Below are 20,863 nucleotides of genomic sequence, written 5' to 3' on the forward strand. Positions count from 1 at the left end.
CACCAGCTACGTGCGGCGGGCGGATAGTTGGGCCACCTGGGCGGGTTGGAGGGGTCGTGTCGCGAGGCCTTGAAGGAGAAAGAACAGTCGGGCTGTTTCTTCTGCTTCCTCAACAGCGTCCACTGCTTGTGGCAGGGTAGGCGCAGAAACGATCGGTCCGTGGTTGGCCAGTAGCAGGGCATGGCTCGATGCCGCAGCTTTTTGGGCCGCCTCGCCCAAGCCCTGATCGCCGGGTGCGAAATATGGCAACCGGACCAGCCGTCCAACCCTCATGGCAAAGTAGGCCGTCAAAGGTGGTAGCACGTCTTCGTCGTCAAGGTCGTCCAGGCAGGAAAGTGCGGTGGCGTACGTGGAATGCAGATGGACGGCGGCATGGTCCTGCGGCCTTGCCCGGTACATCGCAAGGTGAAGGAAGGCTTCTTTGGAGGGGCGGGCTCCGGCCAGGTGCTCGCCGGTGTCGGAGACCATTGCCAGATCTTCGGTCCTGAGGTCACCCAGGGATGCGTTGGTGGGGGTAACCAGCATTCCGCCGTCCACTCGTAGGCTGAGGTTGCCGGATGTTCCCCTGGTCAGCCCCCTTTGGTGCAGGGACCTGGCCAGCCGAACGAGTTCGTGGCGGCTGTCCATCCCGGTCATCGGCCGTGGTCCCATGCGTCAAGGAAGAGCCGCGGGTCTCCGAGATTTCCGGATTTGAGCAGGATGGACAACCCTGGGTTGGTTTCGGTTTTCAGCCACGGAACGCCCGGGGAGACTTCCCTGCCCACACGCGCTGTCGTGATGCCAAGCCTTCGGACCACAGCCCCGGAGGTCTCCCCGCCGGCGACGATGAGCTGCCGGCAGCCTATGGCGATGAGTCCTTCGGCGATTGCGGAAAGGCTGCCTTCGGTTATTTCGGCGGCGCGGCCCTTTCCCAGGAGCGTTTGCGCCTTCAAGACTTCCTCTGGAGAAGTAGTGGAATGGATCAGGATGGGGCCGTCAGGCAGATTTTCGCCAGCGAACATCAGCGCTTCGGCCACCATGTCCCGTCCTTCTGCGATGGCGACAGGATCCACCAGGAAGCAGGGGTACATCTGACGGAACGCCTCGATTTGGGCGTTCGTCATCTCGGAGCAGCTTCCGGCGATCACCGCTGCAGGGCCAGTTGGACGGGTGGCATTCGTGAAGCCTGGTTGGATACGGAACGTGCGGGTGGTTGCCAGCCGTCCCACCAGTCCTGATCCGCCGGTGACGAGCGTGTGGTCCAGCACTGCAGCCCCGAGCACGGCCAAGTGGCGGTCGTTGAGTGTATCGACCACCGCGTACCCGGCACCTTGACCGCTCAGGATATCGAGTTCCGATCTGACCGCGGATGCTCCTGCTTCTATTGCGCCATAGCCGATATGACCCACAGGGCTATTGGTTTGGGCCTGCAGAAGTCGTGGCACGTTCGAATCGGTCATCGGGGTCAACGGGTGGTGACGCATGGACGATTCCTGCAGGAGGTCCGTGCCGGCGAACAGCACGCCGTTGTACACGGTCCGTCGCAATGCCGGGGTTCCTGGAGCAACCACAGTGATCTGGCCGGCCGGGACGAACTCTTCGCGCAGGGCATCTGCCACTGGGCCGATGTTGCCTTCCGGGGTTGAGTCGAACGTGGAGCAGTACTTGAAGTAGAGCTGCTGAACGCCGCGGGATCTCAGGGCACGTGCCGCGGCCAGAGACTGTTCTACAGCCTCGTCGGCCGGCACGCTGCGGGTCTTCAGTGAAATGACGATGCAGTCAACATCGTGCAGCTGCATCGATGCGTCGGGGATACCGAAGGTCTGCACGACGCGCATCCCGGCGCTGACAAGGGTGCCAGCCACATCCGAGGCTCCTGTGAAGTCGTCGGCGATAACGCCAAGCCAGGTGATATTGGCCTTCGTTGGTGTGGCTGACATGGTCCGTACCTTTCGCGGTTGACGACGCTGTTTACGAGTCTTGGGAAGGAAAAAGAGTGCTGAGCTGGGTCATTCCAGAATCTGGCGAAGCCAGCACAATGGGTCCTCCAGGCGGTCCCTGCGTGTGGTCAATGACTCGGGCCATCGACGCCTGGGCGAGAACGATCACGTCGCACTCTGCTGCCAGTTCAGCGAAAGCGGCAAGCACCAACCTGTCATGCAACGCACGGTCACCTGCGCGCAGAGCCTGGAAAGCGCCGTCGACTGTTCTGGCGGTGATGGCGGGCTTTTTGTTCCGCCTTTGGGCTGAGTCCCGGACAAGCCGGGTGGTTGGTCCGAGTGTTGCCGACAGTGTGGCCAGCACGCCGATCCTGGCTCCCGATTCGACGGCGAGCCCGGCCATGGGAGTGTCGATGCGCAGGACGGGGATGGAGACAAAGTCCTGCGCAGCGGTTGCGGCTTCGCCGATGGACGAGCAACTGACCAACAATGCCTGGGCGCCTGATTCCTCGGCGTAGCGGGCATAGTCAACCAGCCGTCGTCGAACGTGTCCTGGCGTTGTTCCCGTGGCGATGGTGTCCTGGAGCAAGGACTCGTCCACGTAATGCAGGACACGAATGCCCGGGACTACCTCGGAGGCCAGGGTTTCCATGTCCTTAACCAAGCCGGGGACTGTGTGCAACATTGCAAGGACCGGTGGGTTATTCATGTACGTCAGCGTAAGGCACAAAAAGCTGCTGATTAACGGCGCATTAGACAACGCATTGTTTCGAAGAACGAAAGAAGTGGGGATAGGTCCGGGGCGCGGGAAGCTAAGACCCTAGCCTGTCCGCAAGCCCCTGACGCAGATGTTCGATGGCCGCGGTGATCCGGCGTGGTGTTTTGGCAGTGGCAGGGTAGAGCGCAAAAATATCGGCGCTGGGCGTCGGGACGTCCGGCAGGACCTGCTGGAGTACTCCCTCACGGATCAGCGGGTTGACGTGCCACGTAGAGCGCATAATCAGGCCGAGGCCCTGGATGCACCAGTCGGTCACAACATCCCCGTCGTCGCTGATCATGCTGCCTCTGACGTCGACGTATTCCTGCTCCTTCCCGCCAAAGCGCCACAGCGAATAGTCGGCGTTGTTTTCCCTCAGGACGATGCAATTGTGCCGCTCCAGGTCCCTGATGGTTTGCAGCGGCGGGGCACTTTCCATGTAGCTGGGGGCCGCGCACACAATCCTCCGGTTCGGCGCGAGGAGTTTTCCTTTGAGCCTGGAGTCCGACAATCCTCCGACGCGGACAGCGATGTCGAAATTCGTGCCAGCTATGTTCAGAGGCAGCGGTGAAAGCTCCAGGTCTATCTGGATTAGGGGGTGCTGCCGGACGAACTCCCCCAGCAGCGGCGCAATGTGCTTGCGTCCGATGCCCAGGCTCGAATGCACACGGATGCGGCCCTTGAGCTCACCATGCTGCACGGACAACGCGTCTTCGAGATCGGTTTTCTGCTGCAGGATGGCCACAGCACCTGTCGCATACCGCTGTCCCTCTTCGGTAAGGGTCAGGCGCCGGGTGCTTCGTCGAACGAGCGCTACGCCCAGCCGGGACTCCAGAGCGGCGAGGCGTTTGCTCACCGCTGACACCGATTTTCCCCAGTTCCTAGCCGCTTCAGTGAGGCTCTGGGAACGGGAAATCTGTTCGAAAAACTCCAAATCATCGATCGATGTAAGGTCCATCTCCTGCTTCTTTCGTTTTTGGAAACAATGCATTGTCTCACGGGCCCTTAATCAGCTTCTTTTTGTGTCGTACGCTCGTGTGACTGGAAGCACAGCCGAGGGTAGCTCTTCAGAGGCAAACCCGAAATCGGGACAATGGCGTGCAATAAGGGAAAGCAAGGTAAAGCATGACTGCACTCGAAACGGACGTCGTCATCGTCGGTGTCGGCTCTGTAGGAAGCATGGCAAGTTGGCAGCTCGCCTCCCGTGGTCAGCGGGTCATCGGAATTGACAGGTTTTCAATCCCGGGACCCTTCTCCGCCTATGCCGGGGAGTCCCGTATTTTCCGCAAGGTGTACGCAGAAGGCGGGCACTACACCCCCATCCTGCAAAGGTCACAAGACCTGTGGCGGGAACTGGAGAAAGTCAGCGGCACCGAGCTGCTTAGCACCACCGGTGCTGTCACTATCTACGACGAGCACAATCTGCGGTTGGAATCCCTCCTTGCAGCCGGGAAGGACAACGGCCTGGACTACGAGCTTCTCCAGGGAGACGAAGCCAGGACAAAGTACCCCGAACATGTGATTAGGGACTCGGATGTCACGATCCTTGATCCTGAGGGCGGCTACGTAAAGTCCGAGAAAGCCGTGACCGCTGCCCTTGTGGAGGCCACCCGCCTGGGCGCCCAGTTCCTGGGAAACCGGAAAGCACAGAGCGTTGAGAAGCGTGGTGACCAATACCTCGTCCGGACCGATCAGGAAGAAATCATCGCTTCCCGTGTGGTCGTCTCGCAGGGCAACGGTGCGGGAGCCGTTTGCAAGGAACTCGGTGTCCACCTTTCCGTTCTGCCGCAAATCCTTACCTGGTTCCCGGCTTCGGACCCAGCAACATTCTGCAGGGAAGACATGCCGGTCTTCCTCAGGAGGGCGGAGGAAGACGGGAGGCCGGACAAAGCCCAGTTCTACGGATTTCCCAGCGCTGACGGTTGGACCGTGAAAGTCGTCGCGAGCATATTTCTGGATGAGGTTGAATCCATGGAAAAGCCTCCCACGTGGGACCCCCGGCATTTGGACACCATCCGGGCATGGGTCCGGGAATTCATTCCCGGGCTGATTCCCGAGCCCCTACGGGTGGCTGTGTGCGCGGACGGTCACTTGCCCGATGCCACCGGGCTGCTGGGAACGGTGCCTGGCATGGAAGGCGTGGTCGTGGCCGCCGGCTTCTCCGGCCACGGCTTCAAGATGGCCACTGCACTGGGAGCCATTGCCGCCGACCTCGTGCTGGACGGGACAACGGCCACCGACGTCAGCTTCATGAACCCCGCCAGGTTCCTCGGACCAGACGCACGCCTCTCCTCACTGGCTCTGAGTTGAGCTTGGCTGAGCAAGAAATGGACAGCCTCTTCTACCCCCAAAAATACAAGATCCTTAAGAACGGACGAATCATGGCAAACACAAACTTCCGGCCAAAGTACATCTCCTACGATGTCTACGGCACGCTTATCAACTTCAACATTTATCCCACCACCCAGCGCCTGCTGGCTGACCGCATCCCGGAAGAACAGTGGCCTGCCTTTAAGAAGGTGTTCCGCGCCTACCGGTTCGACGAGGTCAACGGCGACTACAAGCCCTACGTTGAGATCCTTCAGAGTGCCTTTGACCGCGCGTGCAAGCGGTTTGGCATCGGACCGACCCCTGGTGCCGGCGCAGAGCTTGCTGAGGCGGTCCGCAGCTCCATCGCCCACGAGGATGTGCCGGCCGCGCTGAAGCTGCAGGGCGACAACTACAAGCTGGTGGCTCTGTCCAACGCCGACGACAGCTTCCTGGACATCAGCATTCCAAAGCTAGGTGCAGATTGGCACGCCGTGTTTACCGCTGAGCAGGCCGGGGCTTACAAGCCGCGCCTTCAGGCCTTTGAGTACATGCTCGATACCCTGAACGCCAAGCCGGAGGACTTCCTGCACGTCTCCTCGCACCCCCTGTATGACCACATCCCCATGTACAACCTGGGTTTCCGTGACCTCGTCATGCTGGACCGCGGTGCTGAACCCTTCGCCGATGGGTACAACATCGCCACCGTGAAGTCCTTGGACGAGCTCAACAAGCATCTCGGTCTCTAGACGTTCGCAAAAACCGTCGGAGGGGACCGCCGCGTTGAGCGTCGGTCCCCTCCGACGGTTTTGGAAAAGTGACTAGTTCTTGTGCACCAGGTAGATGGTGCCGGTGGTCACGTCCTCTTCGAGTGCCTCCAGGGTACGTCCACGGGTTTCGGGGACCTGTGTGTAGATAAACACCAGGGCGAAGATGCCCACAACACCAAAGAGGAAGAACGTCCCCGTGATCCCCATCCCGGCAACGAGGGTGGGGAAGAAGAGACCCAGCAGGGCGTTTGCGATCCACAGGCAGAAGACGGACAGGCCGATGGCGAAGCCGCGGACGTGCAGCGGGAAGATCTCTGACAGCATCACCCACACCGCAATGTTCAGGAACGTCTGCATCGATCCCACGAACGCAACCACCAGGAAAAGGATCACGAACGGCCTGGCGGCATTGCCCACCGGGAGGACAATCGACGCGATCCCGATGAGGAAGTGGCAGACGGTAGTCAAGGTGAAACCCAGGAGCAGCGTTGTGCGGCGGTTGACGCGCTGCATGAGTGTCAGCGCAATGACACCACCGACGACGGCGATCACACCGGGCGCGATGTTTGCGATGAGGGCGGCATTGGAGTCGAATCCGGCCTCAACGAGTACGGATTGGCCGTAGTACATGATCGAGTTGATGCCCGTCAGCTGTTGGGCGACGCCCAGCCCAATGCCTACAAGGATGATGCGCAGGATCCACTTGTCCTTCAGTGCGCCCCATGATGTAGCCCTCGATGCCCTTTCTTCGTCCGCCAGGTGCTTCACGTCTGCCATTTCTGCCTCGGCGCGCTCGTCCGATCGAATGGTCTTCAGCACCGCCAAGGCTTCCGGGTTCCTACCCTTTGAGATGAGCCAGCGTGGAGATTCCGGCATCCGCAGCATGCCAAAGAACAGTGCGATGGCAGGCAGGGCGGCGACAGCGAGCATGACGCGCCAGACTCCGCCCACTTCGCCCCAGACATTACCGATGATGGCATTGACAACGAACGCGGCCAGTTGGCCAATGACAATCATGAGTTCGTTCCGCCCGGCCAGGGAACCACGGATTTCGTAGGGCGCCAGCTCGGCAAGGAAGACGGGCACCACAGTGGAGGCACCGCCAACGGCCAGGCCGAGGATGACGCGCCCGATGACCATTACCTCGAAGCTTGGCGCCGAGACACAGGCCAATGTACCCACGAGGAACAGCACGGCCAGGAGGATGATCGTCTTCCTGCGGCCCCAGCTATCGGAGAGGCGGCCACCGCCGACTGCTCCGGCAGCTGCCCCGAACAACAGTGAACTGGTGACGATCCCCTCCGTCAGCGGTGTCAGTCCGAGGTCGGCTGTCATTGGCCTCAGCGCGCCGTTGATGACACCAGTGTCATAGCCGAACAACAGGCCCCCGAACGTAGCCACCAGGGCAACAAGGCCCAGGCGCTTACGATGCGGGCCATTCGTTAGCGGAGGAAGGGCAGCATTGCCGGTTCCTTTGCTCTGCGTTTGCGTAGCAGACATCAGGACTCCTTTGTCAGTGGGTTGCAGGCCATAGTCGCCCGCCCTGAAGTACAGACTAACGCGCGAAAGGCTTAAATGTAAGGTCAAACTAACAAATGACGAATTTTCATTCTTTCCCCCGTGGGAGGATGAACTATGGCTCCTGACGCTCAGCACCGCCCCGCCACGCAAAGCGACGTCGCGCGCGAAGTGGGCGTGTCCCGGACCTTGGTTTCCTTCGCCTTCCGCGGCGCACCAGGTGTCAGCCACGAGACGAAGCAGGCCATCTTCGAGGCCGCCAAGCGTCTCGGGTACCGGCCCAATGCGGTAGCGGCCGATCTGGCACGCAAGCACCGTTCCGCCGTCGGGCTTTATCTGCTGGACATCCGCAACGAGATCTACGCCGATGTCCTCAGCGGCGTCCGGACAGCCCTCCCCCAAGGCAGCAACCGGCTCATCCTGAGCGTTTCGCGGTCCCTGGACGGCGTAGATCCCGGCGCGCTGGAATCGCTGATTGAGGCCCGGGTCGGAATTATCATCGCAGCTACGCTGCTGGACTCCGACGAACGCGTGCAGGAGATGGCCAGAATCGTCCCCCTGGTGAGTGTGACCCGGCCGGTGCTCGGCGTGGACAGCGTGTACTCGGATGACCTTGCGGGGGCGCGGGCGGCAACCAAACATCTCCTCAGCCTCGGCCATACGCGCATCGCCCATCTCTCTGGCCCGGTCTACGACGGCCACGTCGTCCGCCGCCAGAGTTACGAGCAAACAATGCGCGACGCCGGGCTCTCACCGCAGACGGTCGCGGCAGAGGACTTCACACCGGACGCAGGACAGCGGGCCGCCGCACAGATGCTAGACCATTCCGACCGGCCGACTGCGATTTTCACCCACAACGACCAATTGGCGCTCGGCGTCCGTGAAGCCGCCTACGCACGGGGACTTTCGATTCCCGAAGATTTGTCCCTTGTGGGCTATGACAATTCCAGGACCGCCCATCTGCACGGCATCGACCTCACGTCCGTGGATTTGCACGCTGTTGAATTGGGTCGGACCGCCGGCACCGTAGCCCTGGAACGGCTCAATAATCCAGATGCCCCTATCGCCGACGAACGCCTCATGCCGCAATTGGTGGTGCGCAACTCGACAGCGCCGGTCAGGCGCGTGGCGGGCTAGTTATGAGTGGGTTCGCCAGTGACCTGATGGTCGGCGAGGTTGATGGTCTCCTGGATGAGCCTCACCAGATGGCCGTCATGGAGGCTGTAGATGACGTGCCGCCCGTCCTTTCGCGTATCCACCAAGCCGCTGAGCCTCAGTTTGGCCAGGTGCTGACTAATAACAGTGCGCGGGACGAGAGCTGCTTCGACCAATTCTGTGACGGTCTTGGGGCCTTGGGCGAGCTGCCACAGCAGGTGCAACCGCGTAGGTTCTGCGAGCATTCGAAGAGTCCCGGCCGCGCTTTCCAGTAGTTCGGGTCCCGGCGTGACCGGGTGGAAGAGCGAGGGCTCGTTGGGAGCGTCAGGGAAGGGATTACTCGGCTGGCTGCTCAACGTAGCGCTCCTTCACATCGGGTGCTCCTGCTCCCCCGGCATCATGCCGCGGCCAGGACAGGAAAGCTCCTGCACTGCCAAGTATCGCAAGAATTGCCAGGGCCCCTGCAGCCCAACCCAAACCGGCGGCAGCACCAAGCCAGCCAGCCAACGGGTAGCTGAGGATGTAGCAAGCATGAGAGAGCGAGAACTGGGCAGTAAAGACGTAGGGCCGCGTCTGTTCCGTGGATGCTTCGCGCAGCAGGCGTGAGGACGGAGTGAGGATGGTCGAATTGCCTGCGCCCAGCAGGAACCACAATCCCAGCAGCAGCCACCATCCGGCGTCAGGCTCGGCCGTGAGGGTGACCGCCGTCGCCCCAATCATCGCAAGCGGAATCAGCGTGGCGCCTGTGAGCATCACAGCGCGGTCCCCGAACCGTTCCAGCACCCTGGGTGCCGAGACAGCAACAATCATTGAGCCCACTCCGAAGCAGGCGAGGGCCAATGCCAAATCCGTCTCGGGCCGGTGAAGGACTTCACGCACGTACACTACAGAGTTGACCAGTACCAGAGCTGTGGGTGCTGCCACCACTACATTCAGGGCGAGCAGGGATCTGAGTCTCCGGTTCCGCCAAAATATCCTGGCACCCGCGGTTGTGCGGTGCCAGAGAGAGCCCTGCGTGGTGGAGCCAACCGGAGACGCGGGAAGGGCAGTCATGGACACCAGGCCAGCGGAAACCAGGAACCCCGCGACTGTGCCAAGGAACAGGTTGTTGTAGCTGGTGACACTCAACAGCAGGGCCGCCGCTGCCGGGCTGACGAGGGCTTCCATGTCGTACGCCAGCCGCGACAAAGACAAGGCCCGTGTGTAGTCTCTTTCATCCTTGAGCACAGTGGGAATCAGGGACTGGAAGGCCGGCGTGAAGGTTGCGGATGCCGATTGCAGCAGGAAAATCACGACGTAGATCTGCCAGGCTTCGGTAATGAACGGCAGGCACAGAGCCATGGCAGCCCTGACCAGGTCCGCGCCGATCAGCACCGGCTTCTTCGGAAGACCTTCCACCAAGGCGTTCATCACCGGGGCGAGACCAACATAAGCGAGCATCTTTATGGTTAGCGCAGCTCCCATCACGGCACCTGCGTTGCTGCCAGCCAAGTCAAACGCCAGCAAGCCAAGAGCCACGGTCAGCAGGCCAGTCCCCACCAGAGCGACGAGCTGCGCTGAAAACAACCGTTGGTACGTCGAGTTCCGCAAAACCGACAACATCGAAATCAACCCATCGATAAGTACATATGTGCACCCATGTGCACCTGTTGCTTAAAGATTAGGCATTGAGGGCCTTTTGTTCAAAGTGGTCAATGCTTGGGCTGGATGTGGTGCAGTCCGCTCCCCGGCTGCTGGGACGAGGACTTACCGTGGCAGGCGGTACCGCACATGGGTGACGAGCTTGGTGCCTGCCACTTCCGTGGGTTCAAGCTTGAGATTGCCCACGCCGTCCAATAACCTCTCGCCACCACCAAGAGTCATGGGCGAAATGTGGAGCCGCAGCTCGTCCATCAACCCCGCGTTGATGTACTGCCGGGCTGTCTGGGCTCCGCCAGCGATGGCCACGTCTTTGCTTCCCGCGGCTTCCCGTGCCTGGGCAAGCGCTGATTCGATCCCGTCGGTCACGAAATGGAAGGTGGTGCCGCCCTGCATCTCCAACGGCTCATGCTGATGGTGGGTCAGGACGAAAACCGGCGCGTGATAGGGCGGTTCCTCACCCCACCATCCCCGCCATTCCTTGTCCCAGACGTCTGGTCCGGGCCCCGCGAACATATTCCGCCCCATGATGAACGCACCGGCTGCGAGGATTTCTTCAACCTGGGCCGCGTTGGCTTCGGCCTCTTCAAACATCCATCGGTGCAGGAGCTCTCCGCCGTCGCCCAGTGGCTCCGAGATTCGCTGGTTGGGACCGGCAACGAAGCCGTCCAGGGAGATGGTCAAATCGCACGTCACTCGGCTCATGGGCCCATCATGCCACTGGGAAACCCAGTAAAGCGTTGCTTCCTGACCTTCTTTGCCAGCGAGTACGGTCATCATCAACCTCCTTTGGGTGATTTGTGGGCCGGCGACCGCCAAGGAGGGTCAGGAAGCCGCTGCGCAGCCCTCGCCAACCTGGGCAGCCCTCGCCAAATCGTCACCTGCGGCGGAAACTGGGGCTACACATCTCAGGAGGACGATATGACATCCGAACTGCTGGAGCGGCTCAACATCCTGGTCGGCGAATGGGAGACTACTGCCCCCGGCATGGACGCGGTAGGCCGCACAACGTTCGAATGGCTGCCGGGCGGCGGTTTCCTGATCCAGAGGTCCACGGTTGAGAGGCCGGAATTCCCGAATGCTATCTGCACCATCGGCGCTACAGGATCAGACGGCGCACTTCAGCAGCACTACTTCGATTCCCGAGGCGTCGCCCGCGTCCTGGACATGACTCTGGAAGGGAACGTGTGGACCCTTTTCCGGGATGGGCCCGATTGGCCGCAGCGTTACATCGGCCGGATCAGTGAGGACGGGAACACCATCACGGGCCGATGGGAGCGGGGAACCTACCTCGGCGGACCTCTTGAGCACGACTTCGACCTCAACTTCACGCGCGTCCTCCCATCACATCCGGCGAGCCACACCGGATAACGGAATAACTCCACCTCATGGACAGATCCCCGGCCCGGTGGGAACATAAGGGCGATAGTCCGGAGGCACCGCCCGGTCAGGCCGGGGCCGCCTTCAGGTCAGCTTTCCTCTGAGAGGAACGGCCATGGGTCGTCTGGGGACCGGGAACAGCGGGAATACGGGTACGGAACCCGCACCCGATCCGGCACGCCACAGTGCACGCGACGCAGAAGCAGGCGTCAAAACCCAGAACGTCCAAAGACAAGGCATCGAAAAAGTTGACGCCGTGGTGGTCGGTTCCGGATTCGGCGGTTCGGTGGCTGCCCTCCGCTTGGCAGAGGCCGGACAATCCGTGGTGCTCATGGAACGTGGCAAGCCCTATCCGCCCGGTAGTTTCGCGCGTTCGCCAGCCGAGATGGGCAGGAATTTCTGGGACCCGGACCGCGGCCTGTACGGGCTTTTTGATGCCTGGACATTCCGCGGCACGGAGGGCCTCGTGTCCAGCGGTCTGGGTGGTGGCTCACTGATCTACGCCAACGTCCTCCTGCGCAAGGACGAAAAATGGTTCGTCAACGAGTCCCCTATCCCTGGCGGCGGTTACGAGAATTGGCCTTTCACACGGGCGGACCTTGACCCGTACTACAAGGCCGCAGAAGACATGCTCCAGCCGGTCCGTTATCCGTACAACGACACACCAAAAACCATGGCCATGGAGAAGACCGCCGCAACCCTTGGCCTACCCATCAGCAGGCCACCTATCGCCGTCACTTTTTCCACGGACCCCACCAAGGAACCCCAAACCAACAGGCCCCTTCCCCTCCCCGCCTACGGCAGCATCCACGGACCAAACACCGTCCGGACCACGTGCACGCTCAGCGGTGAGTGCGATATCGGCTGCAACGCCGGCGCCAAGAACACGCTGGACCACAACTACATTTCGGCCGCAGCTCATCAGGGCGCGGATATCCGCACATTCCACGATGTCCGCGGGATCAGGCCACTTGCGAGGGGAGGATACGAGGTCCGCTACGTGGTGCACGATCCCGAGCGCCAAGGCGAACTCCTCAAGGAACGAATCATTCACTGCCGCCGGCTCATCCTTGGCGCCGGCACGTTCGGCACCAACTTCCTGCTCCTGCGCAACCGCAGCTCCCTCCCTGCCCTGAGCGACGCAGTAGGCACCCGTTTCAGCGGCAACGGCGATCTCCTGACGTTCATCATGGGCGCCAAGACTCCGGCCACCAATGGGTCGCCGCCCGGCGTGCGAACACTCACCGGCAGCCGCGGACCAGTCATCACCACTGCGATCAGGATCCCCGATTCCAACGACGACGACGGCGATGGTCGCGGTTACTACGTGGAGGACGCCGGGTATCCGGCCTTCATGAACTGGCTCATGGAGACCGCCCAGCTCAGCACCACCGTCAAACGGACAGCCAAAGTTGCCCGCCAACTGCTCAAGGACAGGCTCTTCGACGCCGGGCGCTCCAACGTCTCCGCCGACCTCTCCGCCGCGCTGGGTGACGGCCGCCTATCCTCCAGTTCCGTGCCGCTGCTGGGGATGGGCCGGGATATTCCCGACGGCGTCATGACCCTTCGCGACGGAAGGCTCGCCATCGCATGGACAATGGCCACGTCCAAGGACTACTTCGGACGCGTCCGCGGAACAATGTCCGAGATTGCCAAGGACCTCGACGGAGATTTCATAGACAATCCGCTGTGGTGGGCCAAACGTGTCATCACGGTCCACCCCATCGGCGGCGCACCGTCGGGCCGCCACCCGGGCGAGGCGGTGTGCGACTCCTACGGTGAGGTGTTCGGTTATCCCGGCCTGTTCGTGATGGATGGGGCAGCCATGCCTGGCCCCGTGGGCGCCAATCCTTCGCTGACCATTTCTGCTTTTGCGGAACGAGCCTGCCACCACATCCTGGAGAACTCCCACAGTGCCGGACACAGGGGAATTACCCCCGCCGATGCTGCCGGAAGTGACGACCGGGCCAACGACGTCGACGCTTCGGCTCCACGCGAATTGGCACCGGACGCTACCAAGGGCAAGGGCGCGCGGGAGGAGCGGCCTGCGAGCGCAGTCGCAGAGGGCGCAGCCGCCACCACGGGACCAAGGAGCCGTCGTTTGGGACTGCCACAACCCCAAACCCGGCAGCACCAGGACCAGAAACCGGCGGCTACAGAGACCACCACCACCTCTGTGCGTTTCACGGAGCAGATGCACGGCTGGTTCAGTCCTGGTATCCCTGACCCGGAGAAGGGGCGAAGCCTGGGCAGGGACCGGGGCCGCAGGATCATGTTCGAGCTGACAATTACGGCCGAGGACATGGACGCGTTCGTGGAGGATCCGAGCCACCCTGCGAAGGCGGAGGGGTATGTCCTCGCAGACTATTTCGGTGGCCGGATGCCGGTGGAGCGCGGCTGGTTCAACCTCTTTGTGGAGGACGCTTCCGACGACGGCAGGCCAGCCAGGCGCATGCTCTACCGGTTGTGGCTGCGGGACCCGGGCGGAACGCCGTTCACGTTCACGGGGTACAAGTTGATCCATAACGAGGCAGGGCTGGATATCTGGCAGGACACCACCACGTTGTACGCGAGAATCCTGCGTGGCCACGTTCCGCCGTCGGAAGCCGCTGACGTCCAAGAGCAAGGCGAGGAGGACGTCTTCGGTGCCGGCATTCTTTACATCCGGCCGCTGGACTTCGCCAAGCAACTGACCACGTTCCGTGCCGAGGGCCCTGCGCCCGCCGCGGGTTTGGCGTCCTTCATGAAATTGTTCGCCGGTGAGTTGTGGGAGGTCTACGGGCGGGGCCTCAAACGGGTCCCGTTCCCGGTCCGGAGCCCACTGCGGCCACGAAGATGAAGAGCTGGGAGCTTGCGAAGCACCGTACTGTCCTGGGCTTCACTCCCCAGGCCGCGGTTCGCTGGCTCTCGCCGATGTCGCTGGCACGGACGGCATTGAAGGTCATGGCAGCTACTGTGTTCGCAGACTTCGGTGACAAGAGGGAACTTGAGGGCAGCTTCCCTGCCGATCCCTTGCGCCTGGATAAACTCCCGGTCCCCGGCCAACCAGCCCAGCCGCCGGTCACCAGCCGCGGGCTTCCTACCCCCGGGGAGCTTGAAGCATCCCGCGCCACAAACCCCGGCGAGCCGTTAAGCCCCACCGAGTTGTGGCTCGATTACACCGCAGATCTTGGAGATGGCTTCGACGCGACCTACTCCGTCGCGCTGCTGCTCGCCCAGGACAAGCTAACCGTTCAAGGCCATGAGCTCCCCCGCGGAAAGGTGCTGGTCCTCGGCGGCGATGAGGTCTACCCCGTTGCCTCACCGGCTGCCTACGAGAATCGGATGGCAGGACCATACCGGATGGCGCTGCCCACTCCTGCGTTGCGGGCCCCGCTGAGCGCCCAAAAACACGTCCGAAGCACGCAGATTGGGCCCCACAACGAGACACCCATCATGCTCGCACTCCCCGGCAACCACGACTGGTACGACGGCCTGACCTCGTTCATCCGGATGTTCACCCGGCAACGAAGCATCGGGGGCTGGCGGACCATCCAGACGCGCAGCTACTTCGCGGTCCGGCTCACCGGGAAATCGCCCACGCAGGGTTCCGGCGGACCACAGGACGGTACGCCGGGTTGGTGGCTCCTGGGCCTGGACAGCCAGCTGGGGCAGTACATCGACGAACCCCAACTGGACTACTTCTACCGAAACGTCACCCTCCAGCTCCAACCAGGAGATGCCATCATCCTGTGCGTGGCAGCTCCCTTTTGGGTTGACGCCGAGCACCCGGGACCGAATGAGTTCAGGCAGGTCAACTTTTTCGAGCAGGACTACCTTCGCCGTCGGTTCAATCCCGAGAGTGGCCTGTTCGAGGCCACGGGCGCAAACGTCCGGCTGTGGCTCACAGGCGACCTGCACCACTATTCCCGCTACGAGGAGCGGACGTCTCCTGACGAACTGGGCACGGATGAATCAGGCGCCCAAAACCTCCCGGCGGACCCAACAAGAACGCAAATGATCACCTGCGGCCTGGGCGGCGCCTACCTTTCAGACGCCCATTGGCTCCCGGAACACCTCGTCCTTCCCTGCCCCGAAAACGCACCGGGGCTGTCCTCCAGCGTCACCCACCCCGGTAACCCTCACGGCGGCCACGAACAAGCACCACCCACAACCCGCCACTTCACCCGGATGCCCACCCTGTACCCGGACCAGGCCGATTCCCAGTTGCTCGGTCCACGGCTCGCGAACCCCTTCTCGCTATATTGGCTCCCCATCCGCAACCCTGGCTTCGGTTTGTCGCTGGGCATTGTGCACGTGATCGCGGCAGTAACGCTCTGGACAGTCTTCAGCGCATTCCGCGGGGAGTCCTTCGTGGACAGCCTCCGCAGCCTGACCCACGGAAACACGCTGCTCCTCATCCTCGTCCTGGTCCTTGCGGTGCCGCTCCTGCTCGCAGTCCTCTCACTAGTGGCACGACTGCTCGGCCTGGTCAAGGCAGGGATCGTGGTCTTCACCCGCGGCGCGCTATACCAGCTGTCCGCGCTCGCGGTGAGTGCCGCCGTCGTGATCCTGCTTCCCTGGCCGAACGGCTGGCCCGACGTCGTCATCCTGCTGTTGGCGCTCGCGCTGGTGTACCTGGGTGGCTGGGCCGTTGGCAGTGAGGCCTTCGCGCTGTTCATCCTTGCGACGCCCAGCGGGGAGGTGTCTACGTGGAAAATGTCCGGCCAATCCATTGAAGACCACAAGGGATTCCTGCGCCTCCACCTCGCCGCCGACGGCAGCCTCACTGTCTACCCGCTGGTGGTGGACACAGTGTGCCGCGATTGGCAGCTGGCACAGAACGACGACGGCGCGCGGCTGGTTCCGGAGTCCGGCCTTCCTGCCATGCGGCTGCTTGAAGATCCCATCACCATCACGCGGAAAGGAACCGCACCATGATCATTACCCGTGCCGAGCACCGGACCGAGGTCATCCCGTTCCGGGCCCGGGACAACACGCCCTTGAGCCTGGTCCATGTGACGTCACCCGTGGAGGTGACTAAAGGACCGGTCATGTTGGTCCATGGCTCCGGCGTGCGGGCGGAGCTGTTCAGGCCACCGGTCCGGACCACCATTGTGGATGTCCTGCTGGAGGACGGGTGGGACGTGTGGATGCTGAACTGGAGGGCATCCATCGATCTCGATCCCCTGTCCTGGACCCTTGCTGACGCCGCTGTGTACGACCACCCTGCCGCCGTCGAGCATGTGCTGAACGCGACCGGCGCGGAAACGATGAAGGCCGTCATCCACTGCCAGGGCTCGACGTCGTTCACCATGTCCGCCGTCGCCGGTCTGCTGCCCCAGGTGGACACCATTGTCTCCAACGCGGTGTCCCTGCATCCCGTGGTGCCTGCGTTCTCACGGTTGAAGATCGACTATCTGACGCCCGTGGTCAAGATCTTTACCCCTTACCTGTCCCCGGCGTGGGGCTACAAATCGCAGGGCTACTTCACACGGGCCATCCGAGGCCTCGTCAAGGCCACGCACCGCGAGTGCGACAACATCGTCTGCAAGATGGTCAGCTTCACGTACGGCAGTGGCCGCCCGGCCCTGTGGGCCCACGAAAACCTCGACGACGCCACTCACCAATGGCTCAGCGGCGAGTTCGCCGAGGTCCCGGTGACGTTCTTCGAGGAGATGGGCCGCAGCATCAAAGCCGGGCACATGGTGGCTGCCGGAAACCATCCGGAACTGCCGGAGAACTTTGTGGCCGAGGCTCCCCAAACCGATGCACGGTTCGCGTTCATCGCCGGGCTGGACAACCTCTGTTTCCTTCCCGAAAGCCAACAACGTACCTTCGACTTCTTCCAAAAACACCGGCCCGGGAAGGACTCGCTCCACCTCATTCCCGGCTACGGACATCTGGACGTCTTCTTCGGCCAGCAAGCATGGCAGGACACCTTCCCGGTCATCGTCGACGAGCTCAACAAAACCCAGGAGCCAAGGTCATGAAAACACTCACCGAACTGGTTACCCCCCTGCTCAAGCTCATGCCATCCCCGGTTCCCCGACGCCAGGAACGCCTCCGCGGCCAGCACGCACTGGCCGATGGCATCAAGTACGTCATGCCGGTCAATTCCGATGACTCCCCTGTGCTCATGGCGGCCTTCCCCATCAACAAGAAAGCCGCGGCGGCAGCACTCCCCGGCACGGAGATGCGGCCGTTCAGCTTGGGCGGCAAAGGACTGCTGGTGGTCACCGTGGTCAATTACAAGTCCACGGACATCGGCAAGTACATCGAATACTCACTGGCCATCGCCATCACCCACGGCAGCAGGCCGACCCCGCCCATCCTCCCGCTGATCTTCCAAAAAACCTTCAAGCTGGGACAGTTCGTGGTGGACCTCCCCGTCAGTTCGGAGGTTTCGGTCAAGGGTGGCAAGGGAATCTGGGGCATGCCGAAGCACCAGGCCAACCTGGACTTCGTGGTCACTGATTCCACAGTGTCAGCACAGTACGACAAGGACGGCCGGCTGGGTTGCTACATCGAGATCGAACGTCCCGACCCACCAAGCGCAACTCACCTGCCGCTGAAGCTTGCTGCCTCGAACTACTGCGTCTTCCGGAACATGCTCTGGAAATCGGACATCTACTTTGAAGCTGCCGGTGACATCGCCCTCGGAGCACAGGCCAAGGCGCGCCTCATCCTCGGTGACGCGCCCGGCGTCGAGCCTTTGAAGAACCTGCAGGTGGAAAGCAAACCTGTGTTCACCGCCTGGCTGCCGCAAGCCCACGGTGTCCTGGACGACCACTACGAAGCCTGGTTCCTCACCGCACCTACAGAATCCGCCGCAGCCGCCCTTCGCGGAGGCGACATGCTGGACAGCGTCGTGAACCTGGGCCAGAGCCAGGAATGGCTGGCACCGCCGGACCGGAGCAGGACCGCAGGCACGGCACCAGACTCCGGAACCGTACCCCGTGCTACTCCGGGAAGCATCCAATGAACTGGCTACTGCTCATCAACGCGCTCTACTTCCTGTTCGGCGCCACCATGTATGTGGGCACCATGTGGGTCCTCAAGTTCTTCCTGTACCCAACATGGCGCTCGCTGGCCCGCGAGAACGTCGACATGCACTTCGGCATCCCCACCCGCGCAGCAACCAAGTTCTTCACCATCGTGGTGCCCATCATGTTCATCTCAGGAGGCATCCTGGTGTGGTCCGAGTGGGGCACCATCCGCGTCATCCCAGCCATCATCTGCCTGCTGGGAATCATCGTCCTGACCTGGGTGGGCCAAGGCATCATCATCCCCATCAACAAGCGCATCCGCGGCGGCGACTTCGCGGACGACGCCGAACTCCGCTCCCTGCTGAAACGCTGGATGATGCTCAACGACATCCGCTTCTACGTCTCCACGCTGACCTGGGCCGCCATGGTGTGGCTGCTCGTGGACCGCGGACGCCTGCTGGAGTCCTTCGCATGACCGCCCATCAGCCCGCACAGCCCGCACAGCCCGCCCCTCACCACCAAGCGCGGCGACCCGGCGTGTTGGCTTGGGCCACCGCCGATCCACTGCGCGCCTTCCTGGCAGCGATCGCCATCATCACGGTGCTGACCGGGGCCGTGCAGGTCCCGTTTGGCGGACAAATATTGCCCTTGATCGGCGCCGACCCCGCCCCCGGAATGCGGCAACTCTTCGGCACCGTGGGCATGTTCATGGTGGTGGTGGGCGGACTACTTCTCCACACCCTGCTCAACGCCGTGCCCTCCCCCGAGGTGGTGCTCTGGTCCGGACTGCAGAAAGCCGGCGCATTCGGAGCCGTCGGCATCGGGGTACTGAACGGCGTCTTCTCACCCATCGCGCTGCTGGTGGCCTTCTTTGACCTCGCGACGTCGGTACTCCTGTTCGTCTATTGGCGCAGGATCAGTGGGGGCATGACCGGCGCGCGCATGACCGGAGGAAACGTGCTTTGAAACGTTCTTTGGTGCTCGCTGGCGGCGGAATGCGCGTGGCCTGGCAGGCCGGCGTCATGCGGGCGCTCGCCGAGGAAGGCCTGGAGTTTCACCATGTTGACGGCAGCTCGGGCGGGATCCTGACGGCGGGGATGCTGCTGTCCGGAGTGTCGCCGGAAGAAATGTGCACCCGGTGGTCCGGCGTGGACGTGAAGGACTTTGGCTCGGCGCTGCCGGTCGGTGACTACCTTAAAGGTCCATGGTCGCTGCCCGCCATTGGCGACGCGGACGGCATCCTGAACAAGGTCTTTCCCGCCCTGGGGATCAACGACGCGACTATCCGTGGCCGCGCGGCCGAACCGGGCGCCGTCGAAGGTTCCTTCAACGTCGTGGAGTTCACCGAAAAGCGCTGCCACGCCATCGATGCCACCGCCATTGACGCGGAGCTCATGGCCGCGGGAATGTCACTGCCCATCTTCCTGACACCGTTGCGCCGGGATGGAAAGATCTGGACGGATGCCGTCTGGATGCGCGACGCCAATGTAGCCGAAGCCCTGAGCCGGGGAGCGGAAGAAGTGTGGCTGATTTGGTGTATCGGCAACTCGCCATATTGGGGTGACGGGCCATTGGAGCAGTACGTCCACATGATCGAAATGAGCGCCATGGGAGCCCTTCTCGCTGATTTCGAGGTTGCAAGCGCGGCTGGCCGCGAGTTTGTGCTGCATGTGGTGCGTCCTGAGCATCCGCTCCCGCTGGACTCTGAGTTCTATCTGGGAAGGATCGACGCCGACACCCTGATCGGCATGGGTTACCGGGACGCCCGGGCGTACCTGGACACCATGACGCCAGCGGGCGTCCCGAAGGACGCCAGGTGCACCGCCATGACAGAACCGGCGGCGGGCGTCCGATTCAACGACACCCTGCGCGGAGAACTGGAGGGCTCACCCCTGACGTTCAAAGCCACCGTCATGCTGCCCACGGCCGGGTCCACTGTGCCCCCGCAGTTCACGGGATTCCTGGAGCACCCGCTCTTCGGCGGCCGCGCCTTTTTCGCGGATGGACGCGTTGAAACGGAGGGCCACGACGTCACGTACCGTGCTCGGATCAGGTTCGACGGCGGGTGGCAGGACGTGTCCCTGACGCGCACCTTGCGGGACGATCCCGGTCCGGATGCCTGGACTGACTCGCGCCAGGCAATATTGCGGGTGGACGGGTCACAGGTGGGAAGCCTGAGGGCCGAGCTAGTCATGAGCCTGGCCGATGCGGCAGGGCTTCTGGCCTCTGTGGAGCCAGTGGGTGCCCACGGCTTCGTTGACCGGGCTGAGGCCGTGGCCAGCTTCGCCGCCAACGGATTGCGGGAGTTGCTGGCACGGTTCTGAACTCCAGTGTGATCCACGTTATTACCGGCCGGTAAACAGCGCGCTACCGATCTGCAAAAGATGGCAACAAGGGGGAAACACCCGCGAAAAACCGGCACCCTACGCTGATGATCAACAGGTCACGCCA

The 20,863-nt window shown here is 62.4% G+C and carries 19 protein-coding genes; 11 read left to right on the forward strand and 8 right to left on the reverse strand.

The window, feature by feature from the left end; genetic code table 11:
* Window positions 1-6: 6 nt before the first annotated feature.
* From otnC to ABIE18_RS05355, 4 genes are all read right to left on the reverse strand, one after another.
* Window positions 7-636 carry a 3-oxo-tetronate 4-phosphate decarboxylase gene (gene otnC / locus ABIE18_RS05340; RefSeq protein WP_499721623.1) on the reverse strand — a complete coding sequence of 210 codons (630 nt, stop codon included), beginning with the start codon at window positions 634-636 and terminating at the stop codon, window positions 7-9.
* Window positions 633-1,919: a 3-oxo-tetronate kinase gene (otnK, locus tag ABIE18_RS05345; RefSeq protein ID WP_499721625.1), complete on the reverse strand. Its 1,287-nt coding sequence runs from the start codon at window positions 1,917-1,919 to the stop codon at window positions 633-635. The genes otnC and otnK overlap by 4 nt, the downstream gene beginning before the upstream one ends.
* A 31-nt stretch (window positions 1,920-1,950) precedes the next feature.
* On the reverse strand, window positions 1,951-2,628 hold the full coding sequence (locus ABIE18_RS05350; RefSeq protein ID WP_499721627.1) for an aspartate/glutamate racemase family protein: 678 nt from the start codon (window positions 2,626-2,628) through the stop codon (window positions 1,951-1,953).
* A gap of 103 nt (window positions 2,629-2,731) precedes the next feature.
* Window positions 2,732-3,634 (reverse strand): LysR family transcriptional regulator, encoded by a 903-nt coding sequence (locus tag ABIE18_RS05355; protein ID WP_499721629.1) that lies wholly within the window; start codon window positions 3,632-3,634, stop codon window positions 2,732-2,734.
* A 167-nt stretch (window positions 3,635-3,801) separates the two neighbouring features.
* Here ABIE18_RS05355 and solA point away from each other — a divergent pair, with 167 nt between their 5' ends.
* Window positions 3,802-4,986, forward strand: coding sequence for an N-methyl-L-tryptophan oxidase (solA, locus tag ABIE18_RS05360; RefSeq protein ID WP_499721630.1), 1,185 nt, complete (start codon window positions 3,802-3,804; stop codon window positions 4,984-4,986).
* A gap of 71 nt (window positions 4,987-5,057) precedes the next feature.
* A complete protein-coding gene (locus ABIE18_RS05365; RefSeq protein WP_499721631.1) occupies window positions 5,058-5,732 on the forward strand; it encodes an HAD-IA family hydrolase in 675 nt (224 codons plus the stop codon).
* A gap of 72 nt (window positions 5,733-5,804) precedes the next feature.
* Here ABIE18_RS05365 and ABIE18_RS05370 read toward each other — a convergent pair whose 3' ends face one another.
* Window positions 5,805-7,253 carry a sugar porter family MFS transporter gene (locus tag ABIE18_RS05370; RefSeq protein ID WP_499721633.1) on the reverse strand — a complete coding sequence of 483 codons (1,449 nt, stop codon included), beginning with the start codon at window positions 7,251-7,253 and terminating at the stop codon, window positions 5,805-5,807.
* Between the two features lie 135 nt (window positions 7,254-7,388).
* Here ABIE18_RS05370 and ABIE18_RS05375 point away from each other — a divergent pair, with 135 nt between their 5' ends.
* A complete protein-coding gene (locus ABIE18_RS05375; RefSeq protein ID WP_499721635.1) occupies window positions 7,389-8,408 on the forward strand; it encodes a LacI family DNA-binding transcriptional regulator in 1,020 nt (339 codons plus the stop codon).
* Here ABIE18_RS05375 and ABIE18_RS05380 read toward each other — a convergent pair.
* From ABIE18_RS05380 to ABIE18_RS05390, 3 genes are all read right to left on the reverse strand, one after another.
* The gene (locus ABIE18_RS05380; protein ID WP_431119185.1) at window positions 8,405-8,782 is read right to left on the reverse strand and encodes a metalloregulator ArsR/SmtB family transcription factor; all 378 of its coding nucleotides are present in this window, start codon (window positions 8,780-8,782) and stop codon (window positions 8,405-8,407) included. The two genes, ABIE18_RS05375 and ABIE18_RS05380, sit on opposite strands and share 4 nt — an antisense overlap.
* Window positions 8,763-10,028, reverse strand: a complete 1,266-nt coding sequence (locus ABIE18_RS05385; protein ID WP_499721636.1) for an MFS transporter — start codon at window positions 10,026-10,028, stop codon at window positions 8,763-8,765. The genes ABIE18_RS05380 and ABIE18_RS05385 overlap by 20 nt, the downstream gene beginning before the upstream one ends.
* 144 nt (window positions 10,029-10,172) lie before the next feature.
* A complete protein-coding gene (locus tag ABIE18_RS05390) occupies window positions 10,173-10,769 on the reverse strand; it encodes a dihydrofolate reductase family protein (protein ID WP_499721871.1) in 597 nt (198 codons plus the stop codon).
* Window positions 10,770-10,985: 216 nt separating this feature from the next.
* On the opposite strand from ABIE18_RS05390, the gene ABIE18_RS05395 reads away from it, so the two are divergent.
* The 8 genes from ABIE18_RS05395 (at window position 10,986) to ABIE18_RS05430 (ending at window position 20,736) form a co-directional block, all read left to right on the forward strand.
* Window positions 10,986-11,435: a hypothetical protein gene (locus ABIE18_RS05395; RefSeq protein ID WP_499721638.1), complete on the forward strand. Its 450-nt coding sequence runs from the start codon at window positions 10,986-10,988 to the stop codon at window positions 11,433-11,435.
* 124 nt (window positions 11,436-11,559) lie between these two features.
* Window positions 11,560-14,283: a GMC oxidoreductase gene (locus tag ABIE18_RS05400; RefSeq protein ID WP_499721640.1), complete on the forward strand. Its 2,724-nt coding sequence runs from the start codon at window positions 11,560-11,562 to the stop codon at window positions 14,281-14,283.
* Entirely contained in the window at window positions 14,280-16,364 is a 2,085-nt protein-coding gene (locus ABIE18_RS05405; protein WP_499721641.1) for a hypothetical protein, read from the forward strand. Before ABIE18_RS05400 ends, ABIE18_RS05405 begins: the two co-directional genes overlap by 4 nt.
* Window positions 16,361-17,416: an alpha/beta fold hydrolase gene (locus ABIE18_RS05410; RefSeq protein ID WP_499721642.1), complete on the forward strand. Its 1,056-nt coding sequence runs from the start codon at window positions 16,361-16,363 to the stop codon at window positions 17,414-17,416. The genes ABIE18_RS05405 and ABIE18_RS05410 overlap by 4 nt, the downstream gene beginning before the upstream one ends.
* Complete coding sequence (locus tag ABIE18_RS05415; protein WP_499721643.1) at window positions 17,413-18,408, forward strand: acetoacetate decarboxylase family protein; 996 nt, start codon at window positions 17,413-17,415, stop codon at window positions 18,406-18,408. Before ABIE18_RS05410 ends, ABIE18_RS05415 begins: the two co-directional genes overlap by 4 nt.
* Window positions 18,405-18,887, forward strand: a complete 483-nt coding sequence (locus ABIE18_RS05420; protein ID WP_498701825.1) for a hypothetical protein — start codon at window positions 18,405-18,407, stop codon at window positions 18,885-18,887. Before ABIE18_RS05415 ends, ABIE18_RS05420 begins: the two co-directional genes overlap by 4 nt.
* Window positions 18,884-19,378 carry a hypothetical protein gene (locus tag ABIE18_RS05425; RefSeq protein ID WP_499721644.1) on the forward strand — a complete coding sequence of 165 codons (495 nt, stop codon included), beginning with the start codon at window positions 18,884-18,886 and terminating at the stop codon, window positions 19,376-19,378. Before ABIE18_RS05420 ends, ABIE18_RS05425 begins: the two co-directional genes overlap by 4 nt.
* Window positions 19,375-20,736 (forward strand): patatin-like phospholipase family protein, encoded by a 1,362-nt coding sequence (locus ABIE18_RS05430; RefSeq protein ID WP_499721646.1) that lies wholly within the window; start codon window positions 19,375-19,377, stop codon window positions 20,734-20,736. The genes ABIE18_RS05425 and ABIE18_RS05430 overlap by 4 nt, the downstream gene beginning before the upstream one ends.
* The last annotated feature ends 127 nt before the right edge of the window (window positions 20,737-20,863 follow it).

It is taken from the genome of Arthrobacter sp. 2762 (assembly GCF_040548745.1).
Classification (GTDB): domain Bacteria; phylum Actinomycetota; class Actinomycetes; order Actinomycetales; family Micrococcaceae; genus Arthrobacter.

Excerpts from the sequence above, each read along its gene's own strand:
- ABIE18_RS05390 (WP_499721871.1), bottom strand. The coding sequence starts at position 10,769 with ATGAGCCGAGTGACGTGCGATTTGACCATCTCCCTGGACGGCTTCGTT.
- ABIE18_RS05355 (WP_499721629.1), bottom strand. The coding sequence starts at position 3,634 with ATGGACCTTACATCGATCGATGATTTGGAGTTTTTCGAACAGATTTCC.
- otnC (WP_499721623.1), bottom strand. The coding sequence starts at position 636 with ATGACCGGGATGGACAGCCGCCACGAACTCGTTCGGCTGGCCAGGTCC.
- ABIE18_RS05375 (WP_499721635.1), top strand. The coding sequence starts at position 7,389 with ATGGCTCCTGACGCTCAGCACCGCCCCGCCACGCAAAGCGACGTCGCG.
- ABIE18_RS05425 (WP_499721644.1), top strand. The coding sequence starts at position 18,884 with ATGACCGCCCATCAGCCCGCACAGCCCGCACAGCCCGCCCCTCACCAC.
- ABIE18_RS05405 (WP_499721641.1), top strand. The coding sequence starts at position 14,280 with ATGAAGAGCTGGGAGCTTGCGAAGCACCGTACTGTCCTGGGCTTCACT.
- ABIE18_RS05385 (WP_499721636.1), bottom strand. The coding sequence starts at position 10,028 with ATGTTGTCGGTTTTGCGGAACTCGACGTACCAACGGTTGTTTTCAGCG.
- ABIE18_RS05415 (WP_499721643.1), top strand. The coding sequence starts at position 17,413 with ATGAAAACACTCACCGAACTGGTTACCCCCCTGCTCAAGCTCATGCCA.
- ABIE18_RS05350 (WP_499721627.1), bottom strand. The coding sequence starts at position 2,628 with ATGAATAACCCACCGGTCCTTGCAATGTTGCACACAGTCCCCGGCTTG.
- ABIE18_RS05370 (WP_499721633.1), bottom strand. The coding sequence starts at position 7,253 with ATGTCTGCTACGCAAACGCAGAGCAAAGGAACCGGCAATGCTGCCCTT.
- ABIE18_RS05400 (WP_499721640.1), top strand. The coding sequence starts at position 11,560 with ATGGGTCGTCTGGGGACCGGGAACAGCGGGAATACGGGTACGGAACCC.
- otnK (WP_499721625.1), bottom strand. The coding sequence starts at position 1,919 with ATGTCAGCCACACCAACGAAGGCCAATATCACCTGGCTTGGCGTTATC.
- ABIE18_RS05365 (WP_499721631.1), top strand. The coding sequence starts at position 5,058 with ATGGCAAACACAAACTTCCGGCCAAAGTACATCTCCTACGATGTCTAC.
- ABIE18_RS05395 (WP_499721638.1), top strand. The coding sequence starts at position 10,986 with ATGACATCCGAACTGCTGGAGCGGCTCAACATCCTGGTCGGCGAATGG.
- solA (WP_499721630.1), top strand. The coding sequence starts at position 3,802 with ATGACTGCACTCGAAACGGACGTCGTCATCGTCGGTGTCGGCTCTGTA.
- ABIE18_RS05420 (WP_498701825.1), top strand. The coding sequence starts at position 18,405 with ATGAACTGGCTACTGCTCATCAACGCGCTCTACTTCCTGTTCGGCGCC.
- ABIE18_RS05410 (WP_499721642.1), top strand. The coding sequence starts at position 16,361 with ATGATCATTACCCGTGCCGAGCACCGGACCGAGGTCATCCCGTTCCGG.